Annotated in this window: 19 protein-coding genes; 8 read left to right on the top strand and 11 right to left on the bottom strand. The window is 71.0% G+C overall.

Features of this window, described 5'->3' with window-relative positions; genetic code table 11:
• Positions 1-74 precede the first annotated feature (74 nt).
• From AC5677_RS06615 to AC5677_RS06595, 5 genes are all read right to left on the bottom strand, one after another.
• A complete protein-coding gene (locus tag AC5677_RS06615; RefSeq protein WP_497194070.1) occupies positions 75-677 on the bottom strand; it encodes an Rv1733c family protein in 603 nt (200 codons plus the stop codon).
• A 116-nt stretch (positions 678-793) separates the two neighbouring features.
• Positions 794-1,255, bottom strand: coding sequence for an ATP-binding protein (locus tag AC5677_RS06610; protein ID WP_497194069.1), 462 nt, complete (start codon positions 1,253-1,255; stop codon positions 794-796).
• A complete protein-coding gene (locus tag AC5677_RS06605) occupies positions 1,252-2,136 on the bottom strand; it encodes an MEDS domain-containing protein (protein WP_497194068.1) in 885 nt (294 codons plus the stop codon). The genes AC5677_RS06610 and AC5677_RS06605 overlap by 4 nt, the downstream gene beginning before the upstream one ends.
• A gap of 64 nt (positions 2,137-2,200) precedes the next feature.
• On the bottom strand, positions 2,201-3,025 hold the full coding sequence (locus tag AC5677_RS06600) for an MOSC domain-containing protein (protein WP_497194067.1): 825 nt from the start codon (positions 3,023-3,025) through the stop codon (positions 2,201-2,203).
• Positions 3,026-3,104: 79 nt separating this feature from the next.
• A complete protein-coding gene (locus AC5677_RS06595; protein ID WP_497194066.1) occupies positions 3,105-3,578 on the bottom strand; it encodes a DUF6643 family protein in 474 nt (157 codons plus the stop codon).
• 247 nt (positions 3,579-3,825) lie between these two features.
• Between AC5677_RS06595 and AC5677_RS06590 the strand changes: the two genes are divergently transcribed.
• Positions 3,826-5,148, top strand: a complete 1,323-nt coding sequence (locus AC5677_RS06590; protein ID WP_497194065.1) for a TerD family protein — start codon at positions 3,826-3,828, stop codon at positions 5,146-5,148.
• 21 nt (positions 5,149-5,169) lie between these two features.
• Here the strand turns inward: AC5677_RS06590 and AC5677_RS06585 are convergent, their stop codons facing one another.
• Positions 5,170-6,318, bottom strand: coding sequence for a glycosyltransferase (locus AC5677_RS06585; RefSeq protein WP_497196529.1), 1,149 nt, complete (start codon positions 6,316-6,318; stop codon positions 5,170-5,172).
• 96 nt (positions 6,319-6,414) lie between these two features.
• Here AC5677_RS06585 and AC5677_RS06580 point away from each other — a divergent pair, with 96 nt between their 5' ends.
• The 3 genes from AC5677_RS06580 to AC5677_RS06570 all read left to right on the top strand — a co-directional run bounded on the left by AC5677_RS06580 (position 6,415) and on the right by AC5677_RS06570 (position 8,527).
• Positions 6,415-7,242 carry a glutamate racemase gene (locus tag AC5677_RS06580; protein ID WP_497194064.1) on the top strand — a complete coding sequence of 276 codons (828 nt, stop codon included), beginning with the start codon at positions 6,415-6,417 and terminating at the stop codon, positions 7,240-7,242.
• 93 nt (positions 7,243-7,335) lie between these two features.
• Positions 7,336-7,950: a hypothetical protein gene (locus tag AC5677_RS06575; RefSeq protein ID WP_497194063.1), complete on the top strand. Its 615-nt coding sequence runs from the start codon at positions 7,336-7,338 to the stop codon at positions 7,948-7,950.
• Positions 7,951-8,020: 70 nt separating this feature from the next.
• Positions 8,021-8,527, top strand: coding sequence for an NUDIX hydrolase (locus AC5677_RS06570; protein WP_497194062.1), 507 nt, complete (start codon positions 8,021-8,023; stop codon positions 8,525-8,527).
• Here the strand turns inward: AC5677_RS06570 and AC5677_RS06565 are convergent.
• A complete protein-coding gene (locus AC5677_RS06565; protein ID WP_497194061.1) occupies positions 8,524-9,153 on the bottom strand; it encodes a hypothetical protein in 630 nt (209 codons plus the stop codon). The two genes, AC5677_RS06570 and AC5677_RS06565, sit on opposite strands and share 4 nt — an antisense overlap.
• A gap of 451 nt (positions 9,154-9,604) precedes the next feature.
• On the opposite strand from AC5677_RS06565, the gene AC5677_RS06560 reads away from it, so the two are divergent.
• Both AC5677_RS06560 and AC5677_RS06555 read left to right on the top strand, forming a co-directional pair.
• On the top strand, positions 9,605-9,877 hold the full coding sequence (locus AC5677_RS06560) for an Ada metal-binding domain-containing protein (protein ID WP_497194060.1): 273 nt from the start codon (positions 9,605-9,607) through the stop codon (positions 9,875-9,877).
• 42 nt (positions 9,878-9,919) lie between these two features.
• Complete coding sequence (locus AC5677_RS06555; protein WP_497194059.1) at positions 9,920-10,555, top strand: DNA-3-methyladenine glycosylase I; 636 nt, start codon at positions 9,920-9,922, stop codon at positions 10,553-10,555.
• Positions 10,556-10,631: 76 nt separating this feature from the next.
• On the opposite strand, the gene AC5677_RS06550 is transcribed toward AC5677_RS06555, so the two are convergent.
• Positions 10,632-11,216, bottom strand: a complete 585-nt coding sequence (locus tag AC5677_RS06550; RefSeq protein ID WP_497194058.1) for a carboxymuconolactone decarboxylase family protein — start codon at positions 11,214-11,216, stop codon at positions 10,632-10,634.
• Between the two features lie 165 nt (positions 11,217-11,381).
• Between AC5677_RS06550 and AC5677_RS06545 the strand changes: the two genes are divergently transcribed.
• Positions 11,382-11,693 carry a winged helix-turn-helix transcriptional regulator gene (locus tag AC5677_RS06545; RefSeq protein WP_497194057.1) on the top strand — a complete coding sequence of 104 codons (312 nt, stop codon included), beginning with the start codon at positions 11,382-11,384 and terminating at the stop codon, positions 11,691-11,693.
• 757 nt (positions 11,694-12,450) lie between these two features.
• Positions 12,451-14,076: an FAD-binding oxidoreductase gene (locus AC5677_RS06540; RefSeq protein WP_497194056.1), complete on the top strand. Its 1,626-nt coding sequence runs from the start codon at positions 12,451-12,453 to the stop codon at positions 14,074-14,076.
• A gap of 194 nt (positions 14,077-14,270) precedes the next feature.
• Here the strand turns inward: AC5677_RS06540 and AC5677_RS06535 are convergent, their stop codons facing one another.
• From AC5677_RS06535 to AC5677_RS06525, 3 genes are all read right to left on the bottom strand, one after another.
• On the bottom strand, positions 14,271-15,014 hold the full coding sequence (locus AC5677_RS06535) for an SDR family oxidoreductase (protein ID WP_497194055.1): 744 nt from the start codon (positions 15,012-15,014) through the stop codon (positions 14,271-14,273).
• Positions 15,015-15,111: 97 nt separating this feature from the next.
• Positions 15,112-16,635, bottom strand: coding sequence for an MDR family MFS transporter (locus AC5677_RS06530; protein ID WP_497194054.1), 1,524 nt, complete (start codon positions 16,633-16,635; stop codon positions 15,112-15,114).
• A 124-nt stretch (positions 16,636-16,759) separates the two neighbouring features.
• Positions 16,760-17,284 (bottom strand): cupin domain-containing protein, encoded by a 525-nt coding sequence (locus AC5677_RS06525; protein ID WP_497194053.1) that lies wholly within the window; start codon positions 17,282-17,284, stop codon positions 16,760-16,762.
• Positions 17,285-17,365 lie beyond the last annotated feature (81 nt).

The raw sequence follows: 17,365 nt of genomic DNA, 5'->3' as shown, positions 1-17,365 counted from the left end.
AGGCTGGCTGCACCACCGTAGCGCGCCCGGAGAGCGGTAGTTGACATGGTCAGCCACCTCACCGGATACCGGAGTCAGCCGCCCGCGCCGGCCCGTCCCCAGTCCTGTCCCGCGCGCTCCCATTCCTGGTCCCAGCGCCGGAAGCGACGTACCATCAGCCGCCAGACGATCAGCCGGCGGGCGCCCTCGATCAGCCCGCCGACGGCAGCCGCGCTGCCCAGACCGGCCAGCACCGCATGCGTACCGGCGGTGCCGGCGTCCATCGGCCGCGGCACGACCTGGCCGCGGTCGTCGGTCCAGATGCGGAAGCGGTCGCCGGGGTCCACGGGCCGCGGCGTGGAGATCGGTCCGAGATGCCGGCTGCGGTCCCACGCCGTCCACCGGGCGATGACCCGGCGGTGGGCGTCGCGCTGCGAGGAGGTCTCCGGATCGGGGTCGAGCGGGGCCCGGGAGATCAGCCGGTCGACCGTTGCCCAGACCAGATGCCGCTGCTCGTGCTGTATTCGTACGGTTTCCAGGAGCGCGTCGTTGGCGGCCTGCCCGGTCAGGGAGCCCGCCGTCGGGGCGCCGGCGGCGATCAGGAGAGCGGCGGCCAGCGCCACCCAGGCTTCGAGCCGGTCCGTCCGGCGCCGCAGCGGATTGTGCCGCCAGCGCCATACGCCTGTGATCGCCCGCATCGTCGCTCCCCCCTCTCCGTGTCCGTAAATACCTCATCGGACGCCGATCACGCCAGAGCTCGGCGAAGAGAGAGCAAGATCACGCCAGGTGCGGGCGGCGCTGCCGCGGAGGGCGGTCAGCGCAGCCGCACGGCGACCGTCACCACAGTGCCCGCATTGTCCGCATCTGCCGTCCCTGCCACGGCAGTTCCGGTGGCCACCGCGAACCGGTCCGCCACCAGACGCGCCAGCCACAGCCCGCGCCCCTCCGGCGTCCCGTCGAGGCCCGGCAGCAGCTCGGGAATCACCGCCTCGCTGAAGCCGGGCCCCGCGTCGCTGACCCGGCATTCCAGCTCGTCGCCCACCCGCAGCAGCACCAGCCGCCCCGCACCGCCCGCGTGTTCCACGGCGTTCCCGGCGATCTCGTCCACGGCCAGCACGAACTCCCCGCGCCGCGGCTCGGGCAGTCCCTCGCGGGCCGCGCACTCCTCCACCAGGAGCCGTAGTTGGGGCAGCAGCCGGGCGGTGAAGCGCCGCTGCAGCAGCGGGCGGCCGGTCTCGGGCGCCTGCCGGGGACCGGCCGGCTCTGGGATCGTCACGGCCGTATCGCCTCCCGCGTCGCCAGCCGCGGCAGCTCATCGGCACCGAGCCGCCGCAACAGCCCCCGAGGCCCTGGGCTGCAGCGCACCTCGACCAGATCGTGCCCCGCGGCGCCATGGACCAGGGCGAGCAGCCCGGTGGCGCAGCCGACCGAGAGGAAGTGCAGCCGGGTCAGATCGACGGTCAGCCGCCGGGCCGGTGCCGTACGGGCCAGTGCGATCTCCAGCGACCTCAGGAAGGCGGCGCGGTTCGCGGTGTCGGCCTCGCCGATGAAGCACACCTCGTCCTCGGCGCCGCGCATCGAGCGCAGGCTGCCCAGCCGCTCCAGAAGGGCATGCGGATGCGCGCTCTCCATCGCGGAGACCATCGCGCGATCGAACCGGCGGCGGTCGTAGGCGCAGATTTCGGTGTACGGGCGCCCGGAGAACAGCGTCTGCGCATGCGTTTCGCGATGCGCCACCGTGGCGAGGTCCGCGCCGAGCGCGGCCACCCAGCCCATGTCGATGAAGGCCCGCAGGCCCGTGTACCCCTCGGCTGTCGCCCGGTCCGTCTCGGTGTGCAGCCGGCCCAGCTGCCGCGCGGCGGTGAACTCCGCGTCCGGCTGGATCACCGCCCGCATGCTGCTGAGCACCAGCTGGCCGCGCTCGCGTGCCGAGGCGGTGCTCCGGCCGGGGAAGTCCATCCTGGCCAGCACCTCTTCCTCGGGCACGGCCGGGCAGGGCAGGACCATGACCTTCTCGCCGCGGGCCAGCCCCAGCCGTACGAACGCCGTGATGACGTCCCAGCGGACCTCGTCGTCGGCGTAACTCGCAAAGGCGTGGTCCCCGGGCCGCAGCTGCTGGACAGGCAGGAGATGGCCGTTTCTGTCCCTCCCAGGCATCGACACGCAGCTCTCGGCCTCCCCCCGTGGCTCCACCGGCCCCTTGTGCGACCGCGCCGGGCCGTCAGTCGAGTATCTCGAACGGGTCACCGACACGGATCGTGCCGCTCCCGCGCGGAATCAGATTCTGGCCGAAGATGAGCCCGTCGCCGAAGCGGCGATGCCGGCCGAGCGTGCGCAGTGGTTCCTTGCCGCGTTCGGCGGTCTGCTGGTCGGTGGTCGTGACCACGCAGCGTGCGCTGGGTTTGGCCACCTGGAAGACCACCTCGCCGATGCGCACCGTCCGCCAGTCGTCCTCCGCCCAGGGCGCCGTGCCGTCCACGACCACATTGGGCCGGAAACGGTTCATGGGGAGGGGGCCCTCGTCGGCATGGTCGCCCTGCGCGATGAGGGAGTTGAGGGCGTCCAGCGACGAGGTGGTCGTCAGCAGCAGGGGGTAGCCGTCGGCGAAGGTGACCGTGTCGCCGGGCTCGGAGTACTCCGGATCGATGGGCCGGCGTATCTCCGGGGCGTCGAGATACACCAATTCCGCCTCGACGCCGAGATATTCGCCGAACCACCCGGCCGCCGCCGGGCCCGCGGTCACCGCATCGATCTTGTCCCGGAAGTGCTCCACCGGAATCGTCTCGCCGGGCGCGGGCACCTCGACCGTCAGCGGCGGCATCCCGGGCGCGGTCAGCCGGAGAGCCCCCGACGCGAGCTCCTCGGCATGGGCCAGCGCCAGCTTCGGCAGCGGCCGCTGGGTCAGCAGCTTGCGTCCGCCGTCCACCACCATCCAGCGTCGGTCCCCGGCGAGCCCCCACGGCTCTACGTTGGCCTCGCCGGGACCGGACCCCGCAATGGACTTGACCGGATAGAGATGGATCGCTTGGAGCGCAGGATTCGGCATGGATCCATCCTGCCAGCCGCCTGTGACAATCGGCCGAATGGGCAGGTCAGTGCCCGTTCGGCGAATGTTCCGTGCTCGTTCAGTACCCGCGCGGATACTGGCGGCCGCCGTAGGGGTCGTCGTACGGCGAGGCCGGGCGCGGCGCCGGGGGACGGGGCGCGACCGGGGCGGCCGGCCGCATCGCCTCGTAGCCCGTGCCCGGGGACGACGGCCGCTGGGGCTGCTGCGGCTGCTGGGACGGGTAGCCGCGGACGCCGGCCTGCTGAGGGATGTACGGCGCCGGAGCGTGCTGCAACGGCGCTACCGGCTGCGGAGCCGGACTCGGGTAACCGTGTGACGGCGCGGCCGCGGAGGGGCCGGCCGGCAGCGCCGGCAGGCGTGAGGAGAGTGCCGGCAAATAGGACGAACCCGTGTCGTAAGGGGAGGGGTTCACCTGGATCGGGGCGATCTGCGGCGTTCCGCGCTCCGCGACGAGGCTGTCGTAGATCGGAGTGTCCGGGAAGGAGGGCGAAGCGTAGTAGCCGCCGCCGTAGGTGGAGCGGGGGGAGGTCATGCCTCATAAGTTAAGCCCACGATGTGCCGATTGGGGAGCCTGAAAAGAGGGTTGTTTTACGCGTTGTGAGTGGTCCTCGATCCCCAATGCGAGCGAACTTGCGGAAATCGGTCGCGATCGCCCATAGGAATCGTGTAAAGACCGCGCTTCTCGCGGATGAACAGAGGGCGTTCGGGGCGCCCCGGGCCAAGTAAGTTGGACGGTGCCACCGCTGACGGTGCACGGAGGACGAGAGGAAGGCGCGGCGATGTCGATGCTCAAGGGCAGCAATGTTCCGGTCCCGGCACCGACGGTCCGGCTGGAGCTGGGCTGGCAGGCGCCGCCGGGCACCCCGGACGTGGATGCCTCCGCCCTGCTGCTGGTGTCCGGAAAGGTCCGCAGCGACGCGGACTTCGTCTTCTACAACCAGCCCGTGCATGCCTCCGGCGCCGTACGCCACGAGGGCAAGCGGCAGACCGGCGGCGCGATGACCGACGGCCTCACCCTCGACCTCGCCGCCGTCGAGACCGCCGTCGAGACCGTGGTGCTCGCCGCCTCCGCGGACGGCGGCTCCTTCGGGAACGTCCCCGGCCTGCACATCCGCGTCCTGGACGCGGCCAGCGGCGCCGAGCTCGCCCGCTTCGACAGCCAGGACGCCACCACCGAGACCGCCTTCGTGCTCGGCGAGCTCTACCGCCGCCAGGGCGGGTGGAAGTTCCGCGCGGTGGGGCAGGGGTACGCCACCGGGCTCGCGGGCCTGGCCACGGACTTCGGCATCAGCGTGGCGGAGGAGCCGCAGACGGCGCCCACCCCGCCGCCGGCCCCCATGCACCCCACGCCCCCGTTGCCGGCCGGTCAACCCGCGGCGTCAATTCCACCGCCCCCGGGGGCGCCCGTCCCGGCCCCCGCGCCCACCCCCGTTCATCTGACGAAAGTCACCCTCACGAAGGAAGCCCCCGCCGTCTCCTTGACGAAACAGGGCGGCACCTCGGGCGCGATGCGGGTGAACCTCAACTGGACCAGCGGCAGCGCGGGCAAGCGGCTGACCAAGAAATTCGGCCGCAAGGCCATGCAGGCGCTGGGTGCCGGCGGCGCGCTGCTGCCGCAGTCCGGCGAGCTCGACCTCGACCTGTGCGCGCTGTTCCAACTCACCGACGGCTCGGCCGGTGTGGTGCATCCCCTCGGCGGCAACTTCGGCAGTCTGCACGCCCCGCCGTACATCCAGCTCGACGGCGACGACCGGACCGGCTCCGTCGCGGCCGGCGAGAACATGACCATCAACCTCGACCACCAGGCCCGCATCAAGCGCATCCTGATCTTCGTCACCGTCTACGCCGGCGCCCGCAGCTTCGAGGGCCTGCACGCGACCGTCACCCTCCAGCCGCAGCACGGCGCCCCCGTCGACTTCTCGCTCGACGAGTGCACCGTGCCGTCCAACGTCTGCGCCCTGGCCATGATCACCAACACCGGCAGCGAACTCGTCGTCGAACGCGAGGCTCGCTACCTCGTCCCCGAACCCGGCGTCAGCCCCCAACGCACCGTCGATTACGCCTACGGGTGGGGCCTGGACTGGTCCCCGGCCAGCAAATGACACCACCACCGGGGGCGCGGCTCACGGCGCCCCGTAGGTCCGGCCCTTCCACGCCGCCCCGCGCCCCCGGTAGTGCTGCACCGCCGAGTCCACCGTCATCAGCAGATACAACAGCGCGGTGAACGGCAGCAGCGGCGCCGTCCACCACGGCTGCCGGTAGTAGCGCAGCATCGGCAGATACGTCCCGCACATCACCGCCCAGGCCGCCGCACCCAGCGCCGCCACCGCCCCCTTGCCGCCCGCCGCCCCCACCGCCAGCGCGACCGGCGGCACGAGATACACCAGCGCCAGCCCGATCACCGTGCCCAGCAGGAGCAGCGGCCGGTGCAGCAGCTGCGCGTACGCGCTCCGCGAGACCATCCGCCACAGCTCGGCGAGCCGTGGATACGGCCGTACGCTGTCGACCCGGTCGGCCAGTCCCAGCCAGATCCGGCCGCCGCTGTCCTGGACCGCCCGCGCCAGCGACACATCGTCGATCACCGCATGCCGGATCGCCTCCGGGACGCCCGCCCGCTCCGCCGCCTCGGCCCGCAGCAGCACACACCCGCCGGCCGCCGCGGCGGTACGCGCACCGGGCCGGTTGACCCGGCGGAACGGATACAGCTGCCCGAAGAAGTACACAAAGGCCGGGACGATCAGCCGCTCCCAGAACGTCACCACCCGCAGCCGCGCCATCTGCGACACCAGATCCAGCCCCGCCGACCGGGCCGCCGCCACCAACTCCCGCAGACTGTCCGGTTCGTGCGCGATATCGGCATCGGTCAGCAGCAGATACTCCGGCGCCATCCGCTCCCGCGCCAACGCCGTCCCGTGCCGTACGGCCCACAGCTTGCCCGTCCATCCCGGCTCGGGCTCCCCGGGCGAGGACACGGTCAGCGGCAGTCCGCCCCGCGCCGCCGCCAGCTGCCGGGCCAGCGCGCCGGTCCCGTCCGTGCTGCCGTCGTCGACCAGGAACACCTCGGCGCGCCCCGGATACTTCTGCGCGAGCAGCGACGGCAGGCTCTTCGGCAGCACCGCGGCCTCGTCCCGCGCCGGGACCACCACGGCGACCGACGGCCAGCGCTCCGGATCCCGGCGGGGCGGCAGCCGTACGTCCGTCCGCCAGAAGAAGCCCTGCCCCAGCAACAGCCACGTCCAGGCCAGCAGCGACCCGGCGCCGATCCACTCCATCGCTCCCACGGCCGCAGTCTGCCGCACCGGCCGCGCCGTGAGCGGTAACACCGTCCGGTATGACAAGTCGGGCGCGCGGACCGATAAAGTGTCCGGGTGAAGATCGCGCTCATGGACTCCGGGACCGGCCTGCTCCCCACCGCTGCCGCCGTGCGACGACTGAGGCCGGACGCCGACCTCATCCTCTCCACCGACCCGGACGGCATGCCCTGGGGCCCGCGCACCCCCGACGATGTCACCGCGCACGCCCTCGAGGTCGCCCGCGCCGCCGCCGCACACGCCCCCGAGGCCCTGATCGTCGCCTGCAACACGGCATCGGTGCACGCCCTCCCGGCCCTCCGCGCCGAGCTCGAACCCGCCATCCCGGTCATCGGCACCGTCCCCGCCATCAAGCCCGCCGCGACCGGCGGCGGCCCGATCGCCATCTGGGCCACCCCCGCCACCACCGGCAGCCCCTACCAGCGCGACCTCATCGAGCGCTTCGCGCACGGCGTGGACGTCACCGGAGTGCCCTGCCCCGGACTCGCCGACGCGGTCGAGGCCGCCGATTACGCCGCGATCGACGCCGCCATCGCGGCCGCCGCGCGCCGGACCCCCCGCGACATCCGCGCGGTCGTCCTGGGCTGCACCCACTACGAGCTGCTCGCCGAGCGCATCCGCGCCGCCCTCCAGCAGCCCGGTGCCCCCGCCCTCACCCTGCACGGCTCCGCCGAGGCGGTCGCCGCCCAGGCGCTGCGCCGCATCGGCGCCGAGCCCGCGCCCGCGGCCGCCCCGACCGGCGGACTGCGCGTGATCCTCAGCGGCCGCCCGGCGGCACTCCCCGCCGCGGCACTGGCGTACGCGGAGGGCCGGCTGCTGGCGGCGAGCGGCACGGACAAGGCCGCGGACGCCGCCCTGGTGGGCGACGGGGCCGGGCGCGGCTGACGTCAGCCATGACGTCGGACCCCTCCTGACCGAGGGGGAAACGACCCGTCCGACGCACTGCCGTAGCGTGCGAAGGCGCGTACGCTGCGTCCCATGAGGGACCACCCCCACGAGGGGGCAGCAGCCCCCGAGGACCACGCTCCTGTCGACGGCGCCGGCGGCGCGCGCGCCACAGGCGGTGCCCATGCGGAGATTCCCGAGGTCTGGCACGGCAGCGCCACCAACCGCATCCAGTGGCTCCTGGCCGCCGTCGGCGCGGGCTGCCTGGCGCTCGGCGTCGAGCTGGCCGTCGACAGTTCCTGGACCACGGGCCTGACCCCCCTGGTCATGTCGGTGGTCGGCTGTGTCGCGGCCGGCCTGCTGGTGCTGTTCGGCACGCTCGCCTTCGTCCATGTCGCGGTGCGCGTCGAGAAGGACTACCTGGAAGTGCGCTGCGGCCATATAGGGGTGCCCCGCCGACGGATCCCCCTCGACCTGGTGGTCGGCGCCGATTTCGCGCCGCGGGTCACGCCGCGCCACTGGGGCGGCTGGGGCTACCGCTGGCGTCCCGAACAGGGCACCGCCGTCGTCGTACGCCGCGGCGAGGGCCTGGTCCTCCAGCTCGGCGACGGCCGCACCTTCACCGTCACCGTCGACGACGCCGAGGCCGCCGTCCGCTGCATCCGCGGTCGCCTGGGGCTGCCCAAGGGCACGCCGGCGGGCGCCTGAGCAGGAGGTTTCCCGGACTTCGGCGTGTGCGTGCTGTCGGCGCACCGCCTGGGTCCCGTAGGGTCGATGCATGGCAACCCCCGACTTCATCCGTGACCTCCGCAGCTCCATCGGCCGGCAGCTCCTGTGGCTGCCCGGCGTCAGCGCGGTCGTCTTCGACGGCGAGGGCCGGGTCCTGCTGGGCAGGCGGGCCGACACCGGCGGCTGGTCGGTGATCGGCGGCATCCCCGAGCCCGGCGAGCAGCCGGCCGAGACCGCGGTGCGCGAGGTCTATGAGGAGACGGCCGTACACGCCGTGCCCGAGCGGGTCGTCCTCGTGGAGGCCATGCCGCCGATGCGATATCCCAACGGTGATATGTGCCAGTTCATGGACATCACGCTGCGGTGCCGCGCGGTCGGCGGCGAGGCGAAGGTCAACGACGACGAGTCGCTGGACGTCGGCTGGTTCGCCATGGACGCCCTGCCGACGCTCGACGACTACGCCCTGACCCGGATCAAGCGGGCGGCGGAGTCCGAGCCGACGTGGTTCCAGGGGATGGGGGAGGAGCCGCAGGAGCCGGGCGTGGTGGCTCCCTAGAGCTCCTCCGTGGACGGCTCGTCCATCGGGTCGTCCGGCTCGTCGGGCAGGCTCGGGAGCTGCGACTCGTCCGGTATGCGAGGTTCCTCTGATTCGCCGGGCTGTGCCGATTCGCCGGGCTCCTCCGGGCCACCGGGCTCCTCGGGTGCGGCGGATGCATCCGGCCCGGCGCCCTGATCGGACGACTCCTCGGTGTGCATTTCCAGCTCGCCCTTGTCGCAGGTGCTGATCCAGGTGCCGGTCGGCCCGCTCTCGTACTTGCAGAGCCAGCCCCGCACGGTCAGCGACCCGGGCTTCTCACCGTCCTGCTGCGGCGCGCGCACAAAGAATTCCGCCATCACGTCGTGGGCCTCCGCACAGTCCACCGTGCCGCCGGCGCCCGGGTCGGCGAACAGCGCGACGCTCCGCGAATCGACCAGCGCATCGGGAATCTCGCCGCAGCGCACCGACTGGCCCGGGACGCCGGCGGACGGGCCCGACGAAGGGGGGCCGTCCCCGGTGCCCTCGCTCTGGCTGCCGCTGGTCCCGGCCCCACCGTTCGGCCTCTGTCCACCCTCGTCACCGCTGCCGCATCCCCCGGAGGTGAGGGCGAGCAGCACGGTCGGCACGGCGATGAGCCTACGCATGATCGGACTCCCTTGATCGGACTCCCCTGGTCGGACTGACGCGGGCTCCCTGATGCGGAGTCCCTGATGCGGAGTCCTGGATGCGGACTCCTCGTGACGGCGCTTGGTGTCATGCGCGCTTGGTGTGGCGGTGGCGCTTCGTGTGGCGGTGGGGCTCGGTGGGGTCGGTGGAGCTTGGTGGTCGGCGGCGCTCGTGGAGGCGGTCCGCAGGCGTTGGCCTGCGTCGATTGACGCTAGGAGCCCGGCGCGGGCGCGGCGATCCGGGGCGGCCGTTCGGGTGAGGGGTTTCCGGCGGGCACGCCTGTCCCTTGTCGCTCCCTCCCCGTACCTGTCGGCGCGAACGATCCCAACGGCTCCGGTGGGCAGGCGGCCGGGCGGACAGCCGGGAACGGGGCAGCACGATGTCCGAATTCCGCCGGACCTTCGGGCGCGGCGCGTACAGACTCGGCTCATGGGCGAGTCGACGTACAGGCTGACGGGGCGCGACGGCCGGCCCTACGCGAGTGCCGTGCCCGGCTCGTTGGGCGGCTATCGGCGGGGGAAGCTGTACGGGCGGCTGGACTGCCCTTCCGCGCTGCGTGCCCTCGCCCGTGGCCACTACCTGCGACATCGGGTCTTCTTCGCCGACGAGGAGACCGCCGTCGCGGCGGGGTACCGGCCGTGCGCGGTGTGCATGCCCCGGCAGTACGCACGGTGGAAGGCCCAAAGGGACGGGGCAAGGTGAGGGTCGCCCGCTCGGGGCGGCCCTGGAAGAGAGAGTGAGTGCGTGACCAGTACTACCGGCAGCGAGTCGGACGTCCGGCCGGCGGAGGGCGAAGCCGTCGTGGGGGAGGACGGGCTCGGGCGCTGCGTGTGGGCCGCCTCGCACCCGCTCAACAGGCACTACCACGACACCGAATGGGGCCTGCCCGTCCGGGGCGAACAGGCGCTGTTCGAGCGGATCACGCTCGAGGCGTTCCAGTCCGGGCTGAGCTGGCTGACGATTCTCGCCAAGCGGCCGGCCTTCCGTGCGGCGTTCGGTGGGTTCGATCCGGAGACCGTCGCGGGGTATACGGACGGGGATGTCGAACGCCTCATGGGCGACGCCGGGATCGTCCGTAACCGCGCCAAGATCGAGGCGGCGCGTACCAACGCGCGAGCCGTCCTGAAGCTGCGGCAGCACGGCGGGCTCGACCAGCTGATCTGGTCGCACAAACCCGGCTGTACTCCGGTGCCCCGGACGGTCTCCGAAGTGCCGACGCAGACAGCCGAGTCGAAGGTGCTGGCGGCCGATCTGCGGTCACGTGGCTTCCGGTTCGTCGGCCCCACCACGAGTTACGCGCTCATGGAGGCCATCGGAATGGTCGACACGCATCTGGTGGGATGCCATCGGCGCGGGACGTCGGGTCAGCATGACGCGTAGTCATGTGACGTTGTTCCGGGCGGCGTTGCGTCCGACGGTGGGTTGAGGGGGCCGTCGGAGGGTCCGGTCGGAGTCGTCAGGGTGTCGGGCGGGCCGGGAGCGCGAAGTCGCGGAACCGCGGCGCCCCGGGTTCCCGGGGCAGTCTGGTGGCGCGAGCGGTGAAGCTGATGGCGTGGTACCAGCCGCACAGCATGAGCAGGTCCAGGAGCTGTTCGGGGCTGAATTCGGCGGCGAGCCGCTCCCACAGGGCATCGTCGATGTCGTGGTGGGTGTGCAGCGCATCGGTCGCCTCGATGAGGAGCCGGTCGCGTTCGGCCGTCCAGCAGGTGTCCGTGCTCGTGCCGTGAGTGAGGGAGGCGACCTGCGCCGTGGTCAGTCCGGCGCGGGGCGCGAAGCGCGCGATGTGCACGCTCCACTCGTATTCGCATCCGCAGACGGCGCAGGTGCGGTCGATGACGATCTCCCGGTCCCGAAGGCCGAGGCTGAGCTGCCGGCTGAGCTGGTACGTGCCCCAGGCGTGGAGCGCCTCTGTCAGGCGCACATGGTGCGCGTAGGTGCGGAAGAGGCCGATCGGCTCTTCGCCGGCGGGCATCATGCGACGAAGGACCGGCGCGACCTCTGGCGGATAGGGCGAAGTGAGGGGAGGGATTCGGGCGGTCATGGGGCCATGCCATCCTTTCGTGCTTCGATTTCAGAAGCATCGACAGGGACGGTAGTGTTTCTGAAAAAGAAGCGCAATCCCGTGCGGAGAGGAACGGCAGGCACGATGGCGGCGGCACCCACACCTCGGCGACCGGTCCGCGGATCCTCCACGGGCCGCCCGGTCATGGCCGCCCTCGACCTGTTCGGGCGGCGGTGGGCCCTGCGCATCCTGTGGGAACTGCGGGGCCAGGCCCTCGGGTTCCGGCCGCTGCAGCAGCGGTGCGACGGAATGTCGTCCAGCGTGCTGCAGCAGCGCCTCACCGATCTGCAGGAATCCCTCCTCGTGGAGCGCGACGCCCAGGAGGGCTACCGGCTGACGCCTCTGGGCAGGGACGCCTGCGAGGAACTTCAGGGCTTGCACCGCTGGTCCGAACGCTGGGCCGCGGAGCTCGACCGGGCGGCGTCCGACGGCTCGGACGCGAAGCCGCAGCGGTGAGCGTGGCGGCGATGGTGGCCGTGACGCAGTGGCTCACTGCCGGAGGTCGCCCGGGGGTGTGTTCCCGGCCGATTCGGTGAGCCTCCCGCTGTTTCTCGAACGGTGAAGCCGCCGACAGCCCGAGCGTGAACTCTCCTGCGGCTCACTGAAGTCAGCCCTGGCGAACTGTCTCGCGACGCGCTCCGCCGGCGCCTCGATCCTGGCCGGACGGGGGCGGGTCCGCTTCGTGACCTGTGGGCACTGTCCGATGTTCGGTGGGTCCCGCCGGTGATCGATGGATGCCCGGGGCCGTCCTCGCTCCGCCTTCGGCCGGCGTAAGTGCGTTCCATGGCACGGGTGTTGGGGGCCTGCCGATCCGGAGTGTGGAACTCCGATTTCGATGGCCGGGCTGTGTTTTACGCCAGTTCTGTCACGGCCTCTTGTCGGGATGGCAAACACTGTGCAGGGATATCCCGGTTTTCCTTGAAATCCTGTGGCCCGCGTTTCATTATTTCGGTGACTCCCTTTTGAGGCAGGGGCTTCGAGTCGTCCTGCCGAGTGTCGGGGAGTCCGGGATCCGGGGGGAGATCTTTTCGTTGGCGCTCCATGCGCATTCTCTGCCTGCGGCACGGCATGTGATCGCGGCGGTCGCACCTTCGGCCCTGATGGCGTTCGCGCCCATCGTCCGCTGCCGCTTTGCGGACAGCGCAGAGATTCCCGGCTCGTGGGGATCGGGTAGGTCCGGGGCAATTCACTCAGGAAGGGCTCGACAACGGTTATGACGAACGAACATGACGGTCAGGCACAGGGCGGGGGGCCCAGGGGCCGGAAGCCCGAGGACGCTCCTGTCGCGGAGTTTTCCGCGGCGACGATCGGGGCGGCGGATCCGCGTTACGGGGATCTGGTGCGCGGGATGAACCAACGCTGGGTCGGGCGACCGGAATTCGTACGAGTGGTCGATTCCACTCAGCAGGTTCAGACCGTGGTGCAAGAGGCGGTCCGGGCCGGAAAGAAACTGGCGGTCCGCGGCGGCGGGCACTGCTATGAAAACTTCGTCTTCAACGCCGAGACCCAGATAGTGCTCGACATGTCGGAGATGACCTCGGTCTACTACGACGACAAGTTCTGCGCATTCGCGGTGGAGGCGGGCGCGACGCTGCTCGATGTCTATGAGCGCCTGTACAAGGTGTGGGGCGTCACCGTCCCCGGCGGTATGTGTTACTCGGTGGGCGTGGGCGGCCATGTCAGCGGTGGCGGATGGGGCATGCTCGCCCGCCGGGACGGCCTGATCATCGATCACCTCTACGCGGTCGAGGTCGTGGTGGTCGATGACCGCGGCACCGCTCGTACGGTGGTCGCCACCCGCGAGGAGTCCGACCCCAACCGGGATCTGTGGTGGGCCCACACCGGAGCCGGTGGCGGCAATTTCGGCGTCATCACCCGGTATTGGTTCCGCTCCCCGAAGGCCACCGGACACCGGCCGGAGCAGGCGCTCATCAAGCCGCCGAGCGAGGTGCTGGTCAGCGCCGTTGCCTGGCCCTGGGAGGACATGACCAAGGAAGCGTTCATCCGCCTCACCCGGAATTACTCGGCCTGGCACACCGCGGACGAGAACTCCGAGCCGGGCAGCGCCTACAGCGGACTGATGAGTTCGCTTCTGCTCAATCACAAGTCGAACGGCCAGATAGGCCTGGTGTCCCAGATGGATGCCACCACTCCGAATGCGGAGAAGCTCCTGGAGGCCTATATCGCCGCCGTAACCGAGGGCGTCGATATCGAGCACGGCCCCGTCACCAACACGATGGGCGAGCACAAGCCGATGCCGCAGTACCACAAGCCGCAGCGGCTTCCGTGGCTGCAGGCCACGCGGTACTTCGGCACGACCACCACTTTCCTGGTCGACCCGACGCTGCGCGCGGACTACAAGTCGGCGTACAACAAGCAGAATGTGACCGACACCCAGATCGAGGCGATGTACGAGCACCTGGCTCACACCGATCTCGAAAACCCGCGCGCCATGGTGCAGTTCAGTTCATTCGGCTGCGCGGTGAACAGCGTGAAGCCGGGGGACACCGCGAGCGTGCACCGCGATTCACGTTTCAAGCTGCTCTACCAGACGTACTGGAATAACCCCGCCGACGACGACGTGAACATCTCGTGGCTGCGGTCCTTCTACGAGGACGTGTACCAGAAGACGGGCGGCGTTCCGGTCCTCGACGAGACCACCGACGGCTGCTACATCAACTACGCGGACATCGATCTCAACGACCCGCAGCACAACACGTCCGGAGTGCCGTGGCACACGTTGTATTTCGGGGACAACTACCCCCGCATGCAGCGGGTCAAGGCGAAGTACGACCCGGGCAACCGCTTCAACCACGGCCAGTCGGTGCGCCTGCCGTAACGGCCCCGGTGTAACAGACCCAGCGTGACAGAGCCGCGGTAACGGACTCGCGGCAGCGACCCCGGTCGCACCGCGATGACGTGCCGGCGATGCCCTGTCGGCGATGCCGTCCCGGTGACGCCGTCCCGGTGACGTCGTCCCACCCGGAGCTGGTTGCCCCGGGTGGGACGGCAGCGGGACCGCGGCGAGAGGGCTCAGGCGCCGAAGCCGCCGTCGATGTCCAGGCTCGCGCCGGTGACGAAAGCGGACTCGGGGCCCGCGAGGTACGAGACCATCGCCGCAATCTCCTCGGACCGGCCGAACCGGTCCAGAGCCATCCAGCTGAGCATGGCGCTGGACAGGGGACCGTCGGCCGGGTTGGCTTCCGTGTCCGTCGGACCGGGCTGGACGTTGTTGACGGTGATACCGCGCGGCCCCAGCTCCCGGGACAGACCGCGGGTCAGCCCGGCCATCGCCGCCTTGGTCATGGCGTAGACGGAACCGCCGGGGAAGGGCATACGGTCGGCGTTGATGCTGCCGATCGTGATGATGCGGCCCCCGTCCGGCAGATGCCGGAGCGCCTCCCGGACCCCGACGACCACGCCACGGATGTTCACATCGATCATCGTGTCGATGGCGTCGATGGGCAGATCCTGCACCGGCCCGAAAGTGCCACCTCCGGCGTTGTTCACCAGGATGTCCAGGCTGCCCAGGACCCGCACCGTCTCGTCGACGGCCGCGGCGATGTCCTCGTCCTTGGCGCTGTCGGCCTGGATGGCATGGGCGCGTCCGCCCGCGGAGCGGATGCCCGCGACGACCTCCTCCGCGCGGTCCTTGGAGTGGGAGTAGGTAAGTGCCACGGCGGCGCCGTCGGCCGCCAGGCGCTGCGCAATCGCCGCCCCGATGCCACGGGATGCCCCGGTGACCAGGGCGACCTTGCCATTGAGGGTGTCTGTCACGTCGTGCGTCCTCTCACAGGTATATCGATTTCTTTGTTGGTGCCATGTGTTGGGCGGGGGTTCGTGGGGCGGCGGTGGTTCCGCGCGCCGGGGCGGTTCAGCTTTCCGCCGGGGTGCCGCCGCGCTCGGCGGACGGCAGGAAGAGGGCGACTATCGCGCCGACCACGCAGAGACCCAGCGTCCACCAGAAGGCTGCGCCGAACGCCTCGGTGATCGGCCCGGCCAGATGGGGCGAGGAGACGACCGACGCGGCGGAACCGTTGGGGCCCAGACGGTCGGTGAGCTGCTGCTGTACGACGACGGCGAGCAGGGCCGTGCCGACCGAGCCGCCCAGCTGGATGGAGGCGATCAGGGCGCTGCTGGCCCGGCCGGTGTTCTCCGGGGCGATGCTGGTGAAGCCCGTGGACAGCGCCGGGGCGAGCGTCGTGCCCAGACCGACACCGCGCACGAGCAGCGCGACGACGAGCAGCGCCGTGTCATGGGCGGGGTCGAGCTGGGTGTAGGCGAGGGTGCTGATCGCCGCGAGGGCCATGCCGGCGAGTACGACGGCGCGCGGGCCGAACCGGGCAACGAGACGTCCCACCGCGGGCAGGATCAGGACCGTGCCGACGCCCTGCGGCGCGAGCAGCAGACCCGAGGTCCAGGCGTCGAAGCCACCGCCCTGCTGGAAGAAGAGCGGCAGCAGGAACATCATGCCGTAGACCGAGGCACCGAACAGGAACGAGCCCAGGGCGGCTGCGGTGAACCGGCCGGTGGCGAACAGCCGCACATCGATGAGCGGTACGCCCCGCATACGGAGCGCATGCACCACATACGCGATCAGCAGGACCGCGCCGACGCCGAACGAGACCAGCACGACCGGGGCGCCGATGCCGCCGCCCGAGGCCAGCTGGGAGAAGCCGAGCAGCAGTCCCGCGAGGGCCGCGGGCAGCAGCGCCAGGCCGGTCACATCGAGCCGCGAGACGCCCCGCTCCTCACGGGGCGGGTCGGTGGGCAGGATGCGCTGGGCCAGCACCGCGCACAGCACGCCGAGCGGGACGTTGAACCAGAACAGCCAGCTCCAGTCCAGGTTGTCCATCAGCACACCGCCGACCATGGGACCGAAGACCGGGGCGAGCGTGATGGGGATCTGGACCATGCTCAGCACGGTGGTGGCGCGCTTCGGTCCGGCCGCACGGGCCAGCATCGTGAGCATGATCGGCTCGAACATGGCCCCGCCGATGCCCTGGACGACCCGGGCGGCGATCAGCGCGCCGACGCTGCCGGCGACGGCGGCCAGGACACAGCCGATGAGATAGACGACGAGGGATGCCTGCCAGAGGGTCTTCTCCCCGAAGCGGTCCATCGCCCAGCCGGCGACCGGGATGGCGACGGCGATCGCCAGCAGATAGGCGGTGCTCACCCACTGCACGGTGGACAGCGGCACCGTGAACACCTCGGCCAGGCGCCCCATGCCCACCGACACGATGGTGGTACTGAGCAGGGCGATGACGGCGCCCAGGGACAACGTCGATCCGATGGGCAGCAGGCGCTGTTGGCCCTGCTCGCCTCCTTCGGAGGGAGCCCCGGCGCGCGGGGCGTTGTCGACTTCCGGCGGCTGTGCCGCCGCGGTCTCTTCCATCGTTACCTTCCGTGCTGTCATTGCGTCCGTACCGCGCTGTTTCCGAGCGGCGCGCGGGCCGGCGGGGGTGTCGTCCGTGTGCGGCCTTCGGGCCGCAAGGCGCTGGGACGGTGGCGCGCCGGGGTCAGCCGGCGGGTTCTTCTCCTGGCTCCCAGCCGTGGCGCGCGCCTATCTCAGCGACGTGCGGGAAGCGCTCCGGGGGCCAGGGCCGGGGCTGTACTCCGGGCTGGGCGGGATCGCCGGCTTCGAGGAAGAACTTGTCGAATCCGGCGGGGGTGAACAGAAAGACCATCTTGGCCACATGCAGGCCGGTGTTCTTGAACCGGTGGGTCACTCCGCGGGGTATGAAGACGAAGTCACCTTGCTGAGCGGTGAACGTACGTCCCGAGTCGAGGACTTCGAGTTCACCGGAGAGCAGGTAGTACGCCTCGTCCTCGCCCCGGTGCACATGGGCTGCCGGGCCGCAGCCGGGCGGTACGGAGGCCTCCATGAAGGCCAGGCGGCCGCCGGTGTTCTCATGGCTCGCCTTGATGGTGTACGTGTCGCCGTCGACCCAGACGGTCGGGCCCTCCCCGGCCGGGACATGCAGGACACGTCGGGGGCGCTCCGGGTCGTCTTCCTTTCCCTTGGTCATCGTTGCCTCGGTCATGGGGCCTCCAGCTCGGGTGGGTTCGGCGAGAGAGTCGGTGCGACGCGGAGCGTCCGGTTCGGTGGCATGCACAGGGGAAAC

This window comes from Streptomyces sp. JLSY215 (genome assembly GCF_059682825.1).
The sequence above is the reverse complement of the archived record's forward strand: the minus strand, read 5'-3'. Positions and strand labels throughout refer to the sequence as shown.

Coding starts and splice junctions, on each gene's coding strand:
- AC5677_RS06540 (WP_497194056.1), top strand. CDS start 12,451: ATGACGAACGAACATGACGGTCAGGCACAGGGCGGGGGGCCCAGGGGC.
- AC5677_RS06570 (WP_497194062.1), top strand. CDS start 8,021: ATGGCAACCCCCGACTTCATCCGTGACCTCCGCAGCTCCATCGGCCGG.
- AC5677_RS06560 (WP_497194060.1), top strand. CDS start 9,605: ATGGGCGAGTCGACGTACAGGCTGACGGGGCGCGACGGCCGGCCCTAC.
- AC5677_RS06615 (WP_497194070.1), bottom strand. CDS start 677: ATGCGGGCGATCACAGGCGTATGGCGCTGGCGGCACAATCCGCTGCGG.
- AC5677_RS06565 (WP_497194061.1), bottom strand. CDS start 9,153: ATGCGTAGGCTCATCGCCGTGCCGACCGTGCTGCTCGCCCTCACCTCC.
- AC5677_RS06550 (WP_497194058.1), bottom strand. CDS start 11,216: ATGACCGCCCGAATCCCTCCCCTCACTTCGCCCTATCCGCCAGAGGTC.
- AC5677_RS06525 (WP_497194053.1), bottom strand. CDS start 17,284: ATGACCGAGGCAACGATGACCAAGGGAAAGGAAGACGACCCGGAGCGC.
- AC5677_RS06530 (WP_497194054.1), bottom strand. CDS start 16,635: ATGGAAGAGACCGCGGCGGCACAGCCGCCGGAAGTCGACAACGCCCCG.
- AC5677_RS06575 (WP_497194063.1), top strand. CDS start 7,336: ATGAGGGACCACCCCCACGAGGGGGCAGCAGCCCCCGAGGACCACGCT.
- AC5677_RS06590 (WP_497194065.1), top strand. CDS start 3,826: ATGTCGATGCTCAAGGGCAGCAATGTTCCGGTCCCGGCACCGACGGTC.
- AC5677_RS06585 (WP_497196529.1), bottom strand. CDS start 6,318: ATGGAGTGGATCGGCGCCGGGTCGCTGCTGGCCTGGACGTGGCTGTTG.
- AC5677_RS06545 (WP_497194057.1), top strand. CDS start 11,382: ATGGCCGCCCTCGACCTGTTCGGGCGGCGGTGGGCCCTGCGCATCCTG.
- AC5677_RS06600 (WP_497194067.1), bottom strand. CDS start 3,025: ATGCCGAATCCTGCGCTCCAAGCGATCCATCTCTATCCGGTCAAGTCC.
- AC5677_RS06595 (WP_497194066.1), bottom strand. CDS start 3,578: ATGACCTCCCCCCGCTCCACCTACGGCGGCGGCTACTACGCTTCGCCC.
- AC5677_RS06605 (WP_497194068.1), bottom strand. CDS start 2,136: ATGCCTGGGAGGGACAGAAACGGCCATCTCCTGCCTGTCCAGCAGCTG.